At 31.3% G+C, this 13,528-nt stretch carries 13 protein-coding genes; 5 read left to right on the plus strand and 8 right to left on the minus strand.

What is annotated here, in order from left to right:
- Positions 1–143: 143 nt before the first annotated feature.
- Both BLP60_RS04325 and BLP60_RS04330 read right to left on the minus strand, forming a co-directional pair.
- Positions 144–1,547 (minus strand): sensor domain-containing diguanylate cyclase, encoded by a 1,404-nt coding sequence (locus tag BLP60_RS04325; protein ID WP_092064009.1) that lies wholly within the window; start codon positions 1,545–1,547, stop codon positions 144–146.
- 49 nt (positions 1,548–1,596) lie between these two features.
- Entirely contained in the window at positions 1,597–2,400 is an 804-nt protein-coding gene (locus tag BLP60_RS04330) for a TIGR00266 family protein (protein WP_092064012.1), read from the minus strand.
- Positions 2,401–2,608: 208 nt separating this feature from the next.
- On the opposite strand from BLP60_RS04330, the gene xseB reads away from it, so the two are divergent.
- Genes xseB through BLP60_RS04350 form a run of 4 tightly spaced genes read left to right on the plus strand, consistent with a single transcriptional unit; the run spans position 2,609 to position 5,671 of the window.
- Complete coding sequence (xseB, locus tag BLP60_RS04335; protein ID WP_092064015.1) at positions 2,609–2,812, plus strand: exodeoxyribonuclease VII small subunit; 204 nt, start codon at positions 2,609–2,611, stop codon at positions 2,810–2,812.
- Positions 2,802–3,728 (plus strand): polyprenyl synthetase family protein, encoded by a 927-nt coding sequence (locus BLP60_RS04340; RefSeq protein ID WP_092064018.1) that lies wholly within the window; start codon positions 2,802–2,804, stop codon positions 3,726–3,728. Before xseB ends, BLP60_RS04340 begins: the two co-directional genes overlap by 11 nt.
- A gap of 36 nt (positions 3,729–3,764) precedes the next feature.
- Positions 3,765–5,087, plus strand: coding sequence for a signal recognition particle-docking protein FtsY (gene ftsY, locus BLP60_RS04345; protein ID WP_092064020.1), 1,323 nt, complete (start codon positions 3,765–3,767; stop codon positions 5,085–5,087).
- Positions 5,088–5,089: 2 nt separating this feature from the next.
- Positions 5,090–5,671 (plus strand): TetR/AcrR family transcriptional regulator, encoded by a 582-nt coding sequence (locus BLP60_RS04350; RefSeq protein WP_092064023.1) that lies wholly within the window; start codon positions 5,090–5,092, stop codon positions 5,669–5,671.
- 74 nt (positions 5,672–5,745) lie between these two features.
- Here BLP60_RS04350 and thiD read toward each other — a convergent pair whose 3' ends face one another.
- The 3 genes from thiD to BLP60_RS04365 are packed head-to-tail and all read right to left on the minus strand — an operon-like array spanning position 5,746 to position 9,605.
- Positions 5,746–7,098: a bifunctional hydroxymethylpyrimidine kinase/phosphomethylpyrimidine kinase gene (gene thiD / locus BLP60_RS04355; RefSeq protein ID WP_092064026.1), complete on the minus strand. Its 1,353-nt coding sequence runs from the start codon at positions 7,096–7,098 to the stop codon at positions 5,746–5,748.
- A 24-nt stretch (positions 7,099–7,122) separates the two neighbouring features.
- Positions 7,123–8,811, minus strand: coding sequence for a glutamine--tRNA ligase/YqeY domain fusion protein (locus BLP60_RS04360; protein ID WP_092064028.1), 1,689 nt, complete (start codon positions 8,809–8,811; stop codon positions 7,123–7,125).
- A gap of 50 nt (positions 8,812–8,861) precedes the next feature.
- On the minus strand, positions 8,862–9,605 hold the full coding sequence (locus tag BLP60_RS04365) for a biotin--[acetyl-CoA-carboxylase] ligase (protein ID WP_159427683.1): 744 nt from the start codon (positions 9,603–9,605) through the stop codon (positions 8,862–8,864).
- Between the two features lie 134 nt (positions 9,606–9,739).
- On the opposite strand from BLP60_RS04365, the gene BLP60_RS04370 reads away from it, so the two are divergent.
- On the plus strand, positions 9,740–11,434 hold the full coding sequence (locus BLP60_RS04370; protein ID WP_092064034.1) for an ABC-ATPase domain-containing protein: 1,695 nt from the start codon (positions 9,740–9,742) through the stop codon (positions 11,432–11,434).
- Between the two features lie 13 nt (positions 11,435–11,447).
- Here the strand turns inward: BLP60_RS04370 and nadD are convergent, their stop codons facing one another.
- The 3 genes from nadD to BLP60_RS04385 are packed head-to-tail and all read right to left on the minus strand — an operon-like array spanning position 11,448 to position 13,524.
- Entirely contained in the window at positions 11,448–12,107 is a 660-nt protein-coding gene (gene nadD, locus BLP60_RS04375; RefSeq protein WP_092064037.1) for a nicotinate (nicotinamide) nucleotide adenylyltransferase, read from the minus strand.
- The gene (locus tag BLP60_RS04380; protein WP_092064040.1) at positions 12,104–12,898 is read right to left on the minus strand and encodes an ABC transporter permease; all 795 of its coding nucleotides are present in this window, start codon (positions 12,896–12,898) and stop codon (positions 12,104–12,106) included. The genes nadD and BLP60_RS04380 overlap by 4 nt, the downstream gene beginning before the upstream one ends.
- Positions 12,886–13,524 (minus strand): ABC transporter ATP-binding protein, encoded by a 639-nt coding sequence (locus BLP60_RS04385; protein WP_092064043.1) that lies wholly within the window; start codon positions 13,522–13,524, stop codon positions 12,886–12,888. The genes BLP60_RS04380 and BLP60_RS04385 overlap by 13 nt, the downstream gene beginning before the upstream one ends.
- Between the last annotated feature and the right edge of the window lie 4 nt (positions 13,525–13,528).

The following is a 13,528-nucleotide window of genomic DNA, read 5'->3' on the forward strand; positions in this document are numbered from 1 at the left end:
TATTAACATATACACAGTTTTTTAGAAACCATGCTTTTTAGAAAGAAGTAATATCAATGGAATTTAAGGTATATATTAAAAAATAGAAAGGCTCTGTTCATTTACAAACAGAGCCTTTTCTTAATTAGATATTTTTGCAAAGTCTAATTAGGTAATTCCTTACATTTTACCTCAGATGAAGTACAGACCATATTTCTCCCACTATTCTTAGCCAAATAAAGAGCCTGATCTGCTTCTAAAATAAAGTTTTCTGCAGGAGTAAATGGACCAGGACGTAGACTAGTTACACCTATACTTACAGTTACCCTAAATTTTTTTCCATCTGCCGCAAAATAAGTTTTTTCTATCTTTTCTCTAATTCTTTGAGCCAATATCCAAGCACACTCTTCAGTAGTTTCTGGCAAAAGAACTACAAACTCCTCTCCTCCATACCGTGCTACTATATCTGTCTCCCGCACACTAGTTTGAACAAGATTAGCTATCTTTTTTAAAACCATATCTCCAACTAAATGCCCATATTTATCATTAATAGACTTAAAAAAATCCACATCTAATAGCAAAAGTCCTAAACTTCTTCCATTTCTTTGATGTCTCTTTATTTCTAAACGTAAACTTTCTTCAAAATGTCGTCTATTGTATAAACCTGTTAATCCATCATGATCTGCTCTTACTTTAATTTCCTCAAATCTAAGAGCATTTAAAATAGCCAGGCCTAAATGATTACAAGCACTGTGTAAAACTTGCACTTGATCCTTTCCCAATCTACCTCTTTCAGGACTTAAAACAACCAAACATCCATAGACACTTTTTTGACTTTTTAAAGGAACTAAAATTACCTTATCGCGACTAAAATTTTTTATATCTTTTATCTTAAATAAGTTTAACTGAAATTCCTTAATCTTATGATGGAATCTCTCTGCCAAAGAAAGTAGAAATTCTTGCCAAGCCATGACATTTTCTTGATTACCTTGAGGTATAAAACATTGGACAGCGTCAGCATCACTGCCCCACCAAAATATCCCGCCCACACCTTCTGTAGGCAATACATTTTCTAATTCTTCTCTGGCTATCTGAAAAATCCTTTCCACATCTAGACATTCATTTGCTCTAGTCAAAATTCGGTTTAAAAAAGTAAGCAAAGCATTTTTACGCGCTAAAATTTCTCTCTCCAAACTAATTTCTTTAGTCATATGTAAAATATCTGTATATAACTCAAATAAATCTGTTGCCTTCTTAATTAAAGAAACAAGTTGAGTCTTTGTAATGGGGTGGGTTAAAACTCCTAGAAAATTACTTGGGAACTCATAAATATTATCTAAATCACTTTTCTGACTAACAATAAAAACAACTTGCCCTTCCTTTAAAGACAAAAAGTTTCTATTTTTAATTGTTGTTAAATCTATAAAATAAATAGGCCAAAAAGAAAATATAGAAGATTCATTAGATAAATCATCTACCCATTTACGAGGTGCCTCTGGCAAAAAGGAATCTAATTTATTAAATACAGATTTTTCTTTTCCAACAAAAATAAAGCCTATTTCCTGCATTTTTTCCTCCTTAAAAAATAAAATGCAAGAAATAGGCCTACACTTCTAATTATTCATCATCAAAAGAATCATCAAAGCTATCTTCCATATCATAGGAAGAATTTTCTTCCCCACTTCCCCAAGTATTATTTTTTGCAAAACCAAATCTACTTCCCCCACTACCTCCAGAAGGAGTAGGAATAGGTATAAAAGGAAGTAACCATCTACCAAATTCTCCAGGATTTCTAGATTGAATATAAACTTCTCCAGGTCCACTAAATTCTAAAACTATGCCTTCACCGCTAAAAATAGAAGAAAGCCACCCACCAGCTTTAGTTATTTTATAATCAGTATCACTACTAAAAGCTACCAAATGGCCATTATCCACTATAAATTTCTCTCCTGAGGCAAGATTAATTTTTTCTAATCCCCCAAAACAGTTCAAAAATAAATTTCCTGTTCCCTCTACTTTTATTAAAAAAAATCCCTCTTTATTTAAAAAACCTTTAGCTAGTCCCTGAAATTTAACATCTAGATTAACATCTGGAGTAGCAGCCAAAAAAGCACCTTTTTCTAAAATAAATCCTTTAGAACCATCTAAAGTTAGCTCAGCAATAGAACCAGGTGATTTTGGAGCTAAAAATAGATGGCCTGACTGTTCTTGAGCTTTAAAATATGTATTAAAAAAACTTTCTCCTCCCAAAAATTTAGCTTTCAGACTTTTAAAAAGCCCTCCTCCACTTTTTTTTACCTCCATTTTTATAGCTTCTGTCATTGCAACCATTGCTCCTGGTTCAGCTTTAATCTCCTCTCCTGGATCTAAATTTACCTTTAACAAAGCATAACTTCCTTGAAATAAAATCTTTGTCTTCATCCTTATTCTCCTATTTAACTTTTATTAAAAAATTTACTTAAATTTTAAATATCAGGTTATTTTTAAAAAGTTAACTTAAAATTTAATAAAAACGCAATTTTACCTTTATAAATCCCATTTTTAGTTTTGAAAAAAACCTTGAGAAAATAGCTATATTCGGCTAAATAAAAATATTCTATCCTAAAGGAAAGGATGCTTAGGAATTTATATGGCCACTACTAATTCATTTGACAACAATCTAAAAAAACTTGAAGAAATAGCCAATTTATTAAGCCAAGATGATCTGCCTTTAGAAAAAGGTATAAAACTTTTTAAAGAAGGGATGAAAATTATTGCCAAATGTAAAACCCAACTTCAAAAAGCCAAAGATGAAGTAGAAACCTATCTTCAACCTAAAGAAAATGAAACCTAATAAAACATGCGGAAATTGTTCAAATAATTTTTTTAAAAAAAATTTAGCGAGGTGGACAGATACTATAAATACTCACCTTACTAATATCTTAAAAAAATTATCATGTCCTACTGAACTCAAAAAAAGCGTTGACTATAGTTTAATGGCAGGAGGAAAACGAATTAGACCTATACTCTGCCTAGCATGGGCAGAAATGTTAGGACTGGAAAAAAATAAAATCCTCAATTTTGCTTGTGGATTAGAATTTATTCATACATATTCTTTAATTCACGATGACCTTCCATCTATGGACAACGACGATCTTAGAAGAGGAAAGCCTACAAATCATAAAGTTTTTGGCGAAGCCATGGCAATCTTAGCAGGAGATGCCCTTTTAACTCAGAGCTTTGAACTCATGGCCAATAATCCTATAAAACCTAACTATATCTTAGAAGCAATCTTGCAAGTAAGTATTGCTGCTGGTCCTCAAGGAATGGTAGGAGGACAAGTATTAGATTTGAGTTTAGAAAACCAACGTCAAACTTCTTTATCTCAAATTCAAGAAATGCACCGACTAAAAACTGGGGCTTTACTAGAAGTAGCTTGTGTAAGTGGAGCTATTTTAGCCCAAGAAGTAGGTGCTAGTAAAACAGATATTAAAAATGCCTCTATTTATGGCCGAAACATTGGCCTTGCCTTTCAAATAGTTGACGATATTTTAGATGTAATTGGTGACGAAAACGTATTAGGAAAACCCGTAGGGAGTGATATTAGACAAGGTAAATCAACATATCCCTCTCTTGTGGGTCTTGAAGAAAGTTATAATTTAGCTCAAAAAATTATTCAAAATGCGTTAGAAAGCCTTCAAAATTATAAAGGAAATACAAAAATTTTTTTAGAAGATTTAGCTAATTATATTATAGAAAGAGCGCATTAAAATACTTTTAATTTTTAATTTGTAAGGAAAGGGAAAATGGGATTTTTTAGTAAAATTAAAAAACTTTGGAAAAAAGATAAACAAGATCAAACACAAAAAATACAGATTGAAGAAAAAAAGGTTCCCACTCAAGAAACTCAGGAAATATCTTCTACTCCAAAAGAGGATTTAGAACAAAAAATATCTCTTGCTTTAGCCCAAGCTGAACCTAGATTAAGTATTTGGTTAGACATTTTACTTCAAGATATAGAAACCAAGGGAGATGAGCTTTGGTCCCGACTTGAACTTTTTTTCAATAAACTAGAAGTACCCCAAAAAGAAGCCTCTGATTTTATTGCAAAGTTTAAAGACTGGCTTGATAAAATGGAATATGAACATATTAGCGAGTTCCGTTCAGAACTTCAGTATCGCCTTGCTTTAGCCCTTGACCTAGAAGATGAAGAAGATGAAAGAAGCAGGTTATTTATAAAACTATCCGAAGGTCTATCTAAAACCAAAGCTCAGCTTTCAAAACAAATAAATAATCTCATTAGTTCTTCTTCTCATTTTGATACAAACTTTTGGGAACAACTAGAAGAAATTTTAATCATGGCCGATGTGGGGTTTAACCCTACTTTAAAATTAATTGATAATTTAAAATTACGAGCCAAAGAAATCTCTCCTGGAGACCAAGAAGCCTTTAAAAAAATTTTTGCTCAAGAATTAGCTTCTTTATTTCCAAAACCCAGTAAAAAGTTAATAGCTCTCAAACCAGAAGTGGTTTTACTAATAGGAGTAAATGGAGTTGGTAAAACAACCACAATTGCTAAGTTAGCTTATAGAGCTCAAATGCAAGGGAAAAAAGTATTAATGGTTGGAGCAGATACTTTTAGGGCTGCTGCTATTGAACAACTCAAAATATGGGCAGATAGAGTAGGAGTAGGATTTTATTCTAAAGAGCATGGCTCTGATCCTGCAGCAGTAGCCTATGAAGCTATGGACAAGGCTTTAAAAGAAAATTTTGACTTAGTACTTGTAGATACAGCAGGACGGCTTCACACCAAAGTAAATTTAATGGAAGAACTCTCAAAGATAAAAAGAGTGCTTAATAAAAAGCATCCAGGTTCTCCACATCGAACCATCTTGGTTTTAGATGCTACTACTGGTCAAAATGCCCTTTCCCAAGTTGACTTGTTCTCAAAATCAGTTCCTATAGATGAAATAATCTTAACTAAATTAGATGGTACTGCAAAAGGTGGTGTAGTTGTAGGTATAGCCAGTGAATATAATATTCCTATTACTTTCATTGGTTTAGGTGAAAAGATGGAAGACTTAAGACCATTTGATGGTAAAAGCTTTGCCAAAGCTTTATTAGATTAAAAATGGGAAAAAATAAAAAACAACAAATTTTAAATACAGCGCTTAAACTCTTTGCTTTACAAGGATATGATGAAACAACAACAGTTCAAATATCCAAAGAAGCAGGAGTAACAGAACCTCTTCTTTACTATCACTTCAAAAATAAAGAAGAAATTTTTACTCATATCCTAAAAGCCATATTTTCTGAATACAAAGAAATGATATCCAGACTTCCACAAAATACAAACTGCGAGTTTGAAAGGATTGAGAACCTAATTCGACTCCATTTTAATATTGCAGAGGTAAGACCTTTAGAAGGAAGACTTATACTTGCTCATTGTCCTGCAAAATTAAAAGAAAATAATCACTTCTGTGCTAAAATAATAGAAGAACAAAAAGAACTTCTTTTAAATTATTTATGTGATTGTCTTCAAAAAGGAATCTCTAAAAAAGAATTTAAAAAAGTTCCTGTTATAGAAACATCACTTGTACTTCTATGCTTTATAAATGGATTATTTCGCAAAAAACTTTTTGAAGCAGAAGAAAACCATGCTTATGAAGAAGTTGCCATCTCGTTTTGTCGTAATAGTCTTCTAAATACTTAACCAACGCTTTTAAAATTCAAAATCAACTCCATCCTCTCTTACTAAAATAGCCATCTCCTTACTCTTAATTCAAATTAATTCAAATAAAACAATATATCTTTTAAAAAAGCCAAAAGTTCTTTTTTGTTTGAAGCAAGAATTCTAACAATTGGTTCTTTACCTATATCTCCTGGATCGGCAATAAAGTTTATATTTGTTTGTGAATTTTCTCTAAAAACCTTAGCTACTCCCCAAACTAAAGTAGAGCCCTCTTGCTCTTTAACCTCTTTTGGCTCATCTTTCCTATTAAACCAAAAAATTGTATGACCAGATTTTTCAATAGCCTCTAAAATATTCTGGTTATAACGGATATTAATTGCCCACCTTAAGCTAGAATCAAATTTTAAAGCAGTTAAAACAACATTTGCCATATGAGAAGACGCTCCAAAAATTATTTCACCAAAAATAAGTTCTCCTGTATTCTTAACTGAAATCCTTCCATCAAATCCCAACACGTGTTGCTTATCTTCAGCAAATGGCAACGCACAGACTATATTTGTTCTTACCTCAGGGATAAGTTTGGGGAAACCTTTTAATTTCTGCAACTCTAAACGAAGAGCTCTAAAGTCTTCTATAAGTTCTTGTTTGGCTTGTTCTCTAAGCCAAGAGGCTAAATGGTTTACAGGACCGTGTCCTTGACCTAAAGAATAGGCTCCAGCCAAAGCAGTTAACAAAAATTTTCTCCCCAGTTCTACACTCTGTTTTAAAGTAAATCCATGTCCTAAAAATGTACTAATAGCTGCAGATAAAGTACATCCTGTTCCATGATTATTTTTAGTTTCTATTTTACGAGATTTAAACTCAAACACTTCTCCTGAAGATAATGCCAATCTATCACAAATAATCTTGTCTTCTAAATGCCCTCCTTTTAATAAAACAGCTTTTGCTCCTAAATCAAAAAATTTTTCAAAAATATAATCATAATCTTTTTCTCCCCTAAGAGGAATCCCAGTAAATAGCTCTGCTTCTGGAATATTGGGAGTTATAATAGTAGCTAAAGGGAAAAGATATTTTTTAAAGCTAAAAATTGCACTTTCTTCTAAAAGTTTATGTCCACTTTGACTAACACAAACAGGATCAACCACTAAATTAAAATTATTCTTTTTTAATACAGAAGAAATACCTTCAATAATATCAGCAGAAAACAACATACCTGTTTTTATACTCTGAACAGGCAAATCTTCCAAAACTACTTCTAATTGTTTTAAAACAAATTCAGTCTTTACTGGCTCTATGCCAAAAACTCCACAAGTATTTTGGGCAGTTAAGGCTGTAATAACACTTGCTCCATATCCTCCACACAGAGTAATAGTTTTAAGATCAGCTTGAACACCTGCCCCACCACTACAATCAGAACCAGCAATAGTTAAAATAACTGGAATATTCATACTAAAATATCTCTTTTTCTTTATCTATTTTTTATTCAACTTTGCTTCTATTTTAGCCCAAGAATCCCTTAAAGTAACAGTTCTATTTACAATCATTTGGGTTGGTGTAGAATCTTTATCCACACAAAAATAACCAATTCTTTCAAACTGGAAGTGATCTCCTACTTTTAACTCAAACAAAGCAGGTTCAACAAGAGCCTTTACAACCTTTAAACTTTCAGGATTAAGTAATTCTTTAAAAGATTTACCTTTTTTTTCCTCTAAACCTGGATTTTCTACTCTAAATAAACGATCATACAATCTAACGATAATTTGTCTAGCATGCCGAGCAGATACCCAATGAATGGTTCCCTTTACCTTTCTCCCATCAGGAGAAAAGCCTCCTTTTGTAGCAGGATCATAAGTACAATGAAGCTCAACTACCTCACCATTTTCATCTTTAATAACTTCCTGGCAAGTAATATAATAGGCATACCGCAACCTTACTTCTTTGCCAGGAGCTAAACGAAAAAATTTTCTAGGAGGATTTTCTCTAAAATCACTCCTTTCAATATATATTACTCGACTAAAAGGAACTTTCCTTGTTCCTGCAGATTCATCTTCTGGATTATTAATTGCTTCTAATTCCTCTTCTTTATCTTCTGGATAATTAGTAATAACCACCTTAAGAGGATCTAGCACGCCCATAAATCTTAAAGCTTTTTTGTTTAGATCTTCTCGTACACAGTGCTCTAGCAAAGCATAATCCACTACACTATCACTTTTGGCTATTCCAATACGTTCACAAAAATCGCGAATAGAATCAGGAGTGAATCCCCTTCTACGCATACCAGAAATAGTAGGCATTCTAGGGTCATCCCAACCATCAACTATATTTTCCTGCACTAGCAAGTTTAATTTTCTCTTACTCATAATGGTGTAACTAAGATTTAAACGGGCAAACTCTATTTGCCTAGGTCTAGCAGGCGTATTTAATACTTCCAAAAACCAATCATATAGAGGTCTATGATCTTCAAACTCTAAGGTACAGAGAGAATGGGTAATACCTTCAATTGCATCTGACAAACAATGAGCAAAATCATAAGTTGGATAAATACACCATTTCTCTCCAGTGCGATGATGGGGAACTTTTTTTATTCTATAAATAACAGGATCACGCATATTTAAATTTGGAGAAGACATATCAATCTTTGCTCTTAAAACGCACTCTCCTTCTTTAAATTCTCCTTTTCTCATTTTTTCAAATAAGGTTAAATTTTCTTCAACACTACGATTTCTATACGGACTTTCCTTACCTGGTTCTGTTAATGTCCCCCGATATTCTCTAATTTCTTCTGGCGAAAGATGACAAACATAAGCCTTTCCCATTTTAATAAGAGAAACAGCATATTGATAAAATTTTTCAAAATAATCTGAGGCAAAATATAAATGTTCGTTCCAATCAAAACCAAGCCAACGTACATCTTCCTTAATGGATTCAACATATTCAGGACTTTCTTTTTCTGGGTTGGTATCATCAAATCGCAAATGACACCGGCCATTATATTCTTGGGCTAAACCAAAATTAAGACAAATGGATTTAGCATGTCCAATATGCAAATATCCGTTTGGTTCTGGAGGAAATCTTGTAATAATTTTTTGATGTTTACCAGAAGCTAAATCTTGCTCAATTATTTGCCTAATAAAATTACTTTTTTTAATTTTTTCTTCCATAAAATTCTCCTTATCTTTTCCGATCTCTAAGAAAATCCAACATATATATTTTATTCTAATACCTTTATGATAGTTCCTGAACCTATTTGACTAATTTCTCTATCTTGAAATAATTCTAATTCACCTCGAAAGTTAACCCCAACAATTCTTCCCTCTATTTGCTCAGTTCCATTCCATACTAATACTTTTTTTCCACAAAAAGCTAAATATTTATTTAATTGCGCTTGAAATTCTTCTCCAGCAAACAAATCAAGTTGAGAAATAAGATCCATACAACATGACTTTAACTTTATCCAGAACAAAAAAGGGTCTTGCTCTGATACAACTTCTCTTAAATTGCCAGGCGGAAATAAACCTTCTCGTTCAAGTTCATCCATCTTAGGACAAAAATTGAGATTTAGTCCAATTCCCACTAAAAAACAGTTATATCTCTCTTCTACTAAAATTCCTCCAACTTTTTTTTCTTTCAAAATTAAATCATTAGGCCATTTTATTTTTACAGGTACATTCAGCTGATTTAATGCCTTACATAATAAAACTCCTATACCTAAAGAAATTAATCTTTCCTCCCAAGGAAAGGCCTTCCATAACCAAGAAACATAAATATTACCTTTCTTTGAAATCCACTTCCGTCTAAACTGCCCTCTTCCCTTTGTTTGCTCATAAGCAAAAACACTATCTCCTTCTTTTAATTCTCCTTCCTTAAAAAGCTTCCAACCAACATCCATTGTGGACGAACATTTATCAAATACAAATATCTTTTTTTTATTCTTAACTAAATAAATATTTTTCAAGAGTTTTAACCTTTCTCTCAATTTAATGAAAAAATTTTTTCAAAACTTCTAAATAGACAAAATAACTTTAACAAGCTTCCAGTTCTCGTATTTAATCCTTGCCAAGTCTTATAAAAATAAATACTTTTTTTAGTATGAGCAGTTATCAAAATCTCAAAATTATCTTAAAACGCATTCATGGTAAAGGGTATAAAGCATACAAAGAAATAAAAGGTAATTATCTCTTTCCTGATTTTATTCTGTTTATAGATCATGTGCAGGCCGACCCATTTGCATCTCCATCCAAAATTAGGATCAGAGTCTCACAAAAAAAAGCCCTCTTCCCTAAAAATACCTATACGCCTAAAATTAGGGCTATAGCTCTAGCTGATTACTTAACTCGAAAATTTCATGATGAAGCAAGTAAAAGTTGTTCTAAAAAAGGAACAGGGAAAAGTGGATTAATTTTAATAGATAAATGTGGTCAAGAAGTTTTAGAAAGATCTAGCTGTAAAATTACTTCAGAATATGTAGAAGTAAGATTTTATATAGGTCTTCCAGCCAAAGGAAGAACTATATTAGGACAAGAAGCTGAATACATTTTCTATAATCTACTACCTAAATTAGTTCAAAAAACTCTACTTTATCCCAACCTAAACTCAAAAGATCTTCAAGCTCACATCACCTGTATAGAAGACCAAAGTTGGCTTCGTTCTCAACTATCTAAAAATAACCTAGTGGCATTTATTGCCAATGGAGCTATTTTACCAAGAGAAAGCGGAATCAGCGATAAACCATTACCCACTGCCATCCCTTTTATGTCTCCTCCTTCTTTGGAGGTAGAATTTAACCTACCTAATAAGGGGAAAATAAAGGGAATGGGCATTAAAAAAGGTATCACCTTAATAGTGGGAGGTGGATTTCATGGTAAATCAACCCTATTAAAAGCCTTAGAAAAAGGTGTTTACAACCATATTCCAGGTGATGGAAGAGAATTTGTTATTACAACGGAAAGTGCTGTAAAAATAAGAGCTGAAGACGGCAGAAGTATAATTAAAACAGATATTTCTCCTTTTATTTCTAACCTACCCTTTAATCAAGATACTACTAATTTTAGTACCCAAAACGCAAGTGGAAGTACATCTCAAGCCGCAAATATTATTGAAGCCATTGAAAGCAAAACTTTTCTTTTACTTTTAGATGAAGATACTTGTGCTACAAACTTTATGCTTAGAGATACAAGAATGCAAGAACTTGTAGATAAAAAATTTGAACCAATAACACCATTTTTAGATAGAATTCAAGAATTATATAAAAATTTTTCTATCTCCACTATATTAGTTTTAGGTGGGTGTGGAGATTATTTTGATGTTGCAGATACTGTTATTATGCTTAGAAACTATCAAGTAGTTGATGTGACATTAAAGGCAAAAAAAGTAGCCAAGCAAATTCCTCTTCAACGAAAGTCAGAAAAAATAGTTCCATTTACTACTATAAGACCTAAAATACCTCAAAAAAATTGTTTACAAGAGTTCAAAAAAGGGAAAGTTAAAGTAAAAGATATATATACTATCCTAATTAACAGAGAAAAATTAGATCTAACAGCTTTAGAACAATTAGTAGCAAAAGAACAAACCAATGCCATTAGTTATATATTAAAAAAACTTGCTCACCAAATTTCATCAAATCAATCCCTTATTTCTCAAATAGAAAAAATTCTAGAAAAGATAAATAAAGAAGGATTAGATATTTTAAATTTAGGGAATCAGCACCCAGGTAGTCTTGCTTTACCTAGAAAACAGGAAATATTTGCTGCTTTAAATAGGTATCGAAATCTAAAAATCAAATAATAAACATATATACTTATTTAAAAATATCTTTTTGCCAGCATTTCTCTGCAATTATCTTATATTTATTTAGCAAAATCTCTACTTCTCTAGGAACCAAAAAATTAATATTCCTTTTTGTTAAAAACTTTTTTCTAATTTCAGAAGAACTGATATAAATATTCAAACAATTTAATAAAAAAATTTTATTATCATTTTTACTCCAAGAGTAATTATCTATCCTCTTTGCTCTTAAATAGATTTCTGATGTTTCTTGAATTTGGCGAAGAGCAATTTCTTTTCTTCTAACCACTATTAAATTAGCATAATTAATGAGCATATTTCCCTGATACCACGAAGGTAAAGAAATAAAATCTATATCTCCTAAAATAAAATAAAAATCTCTATTAGAATACTCTGTTTTTAAATATTTGAGAGTTCTTACTGTATAAGAAATTCCACCTAACTTTTGTTCAAGGTCTATCACTTCTAAATTTGAAGTATTTTTAGTTGCCTCTACAAGCAACTTAAATCTTAATTCAAAAGGTAAAAGTCCTTCTCTTACTTTATGAGGAGGAATAAAAGCAGGCATAAACCACACTCGATCTAGATCAAATTGTTCTAAACACTCTATACCCAGTCTCAAATGACCAATATGAACAGGATTAAAAGATCCACCAAGAATGCCTATTTTCATTTTCTTTCTTTAAAAACTTCTAATTTTAAACATCCAAAGGAATCAAAACAGACCTTCACTGTAAAAAGAATTCCCAAAACAACTCCCAAAAAACCTGTGCTTAGAATAGCTAACATTATCATAATTTGATACTTTATTGCTATCTCAGGACTTGCTCCACCTAAAATAACTCCTGTCATCATTCCAGGTAAAGCCACTATGCCCATCGTAGCAATGGTAGCAATAAAAGGTTTTAAAGCTATTTTAACCCCTTCTCTTAAATAAGGTAAAATAGCTTCATAAGTAGAAGCACCCAATCCCAAGAGATAAAAATAACTCTTTTGATTTTCTTTAATTTGACCATATAAATAAGACAAACCAATAATATTCCCCCTTAAACAATTTCCCAAAAGCATTCCTCCTAAAATAATAAAATATCTTGCTTCAAAAATATTAGGTAGTCTTAATACGAAATGATTTAAATATAAAACTAGAAGAAAGGTAGGAATAGAAAATGCAATCAAAAGAGGAAAAAATACTTTTGATACTTTTAAAGGAGTATTTTTAACAACTGAAAAAACAGCCGTAACGATCATAACACAAAACCATACAATATTTATAAAAACATTATTCCACAAAAATAAATATTTTAAAAAAATACCAATTAAAAATAGTTGTATTGTCATCCTGACAACAGAATTAGCAATATTTTTAAAAAGACCAAATTTATACACATAATCTAAACAAAATGGTATAAAAATAAGTAAAAATACAAAAAATAAAGAAGAAAGTCCTATATCTATAGTATCCACTCTTTTTTCTCCACATCAAAAATTTTTGCTTTTAAATGTTTTTGCCACTCTATATCATGAGAAATACTTATAACGGTAATATCTTGTGTATTGAAAAAATACTCAACTACTTTTTGTTTTAATTTTACATCTAAGGAAGAAGTTACTTCATCTAAAAAAAATATTTTTCTTTTTAGTAAAACAGCAATAGCTAAGGTTAGACGCTGTTTTTCTCCTCCAGAAAGATCATCTATCTGTTTTTGAAATATATCTTCATTCAGTTCAAATAATCTTAAACAATGAATGATTTCTGTATTTTTTGGCTTTAGACATGAATTGTGTTTTAATGAAAACACAAAGTCAATAAAATGACTTACTTTTTGATTAGGAAGAGATACTCTTTGGTCAACATAAGCTATTTTTTTTCTAATTTTCCAAATGGAATTAGAAGTAACTGGTTCTCCATAAAAAATAATCTTCCCTTTATCAGGCTGCTTAAATCCAAGTGCTAATTCAAATAACGTACTTTTCCCACAACCAGACTTTCCAATCAAAACAATTTTTTCATTAGAAGAAACTTTAAAATTAAAATTAGAAAATATTATTTTATCTTTAAATTTTAAATCAATGTTTTTAAATTCTAACATCTAT

This window comes from Desulfonauticus submarinus, from assembly GCF_900104045.1.
In the GTDB taxonomy this organism is placed as follows: domain Bacteria; phylum Desulfobacterota; class Desulfovibrionia; order Desulfovibrionales; family Desulfonatronovibrionaceae; genus Desulfonauticus; species Desulfonauticus submarinus.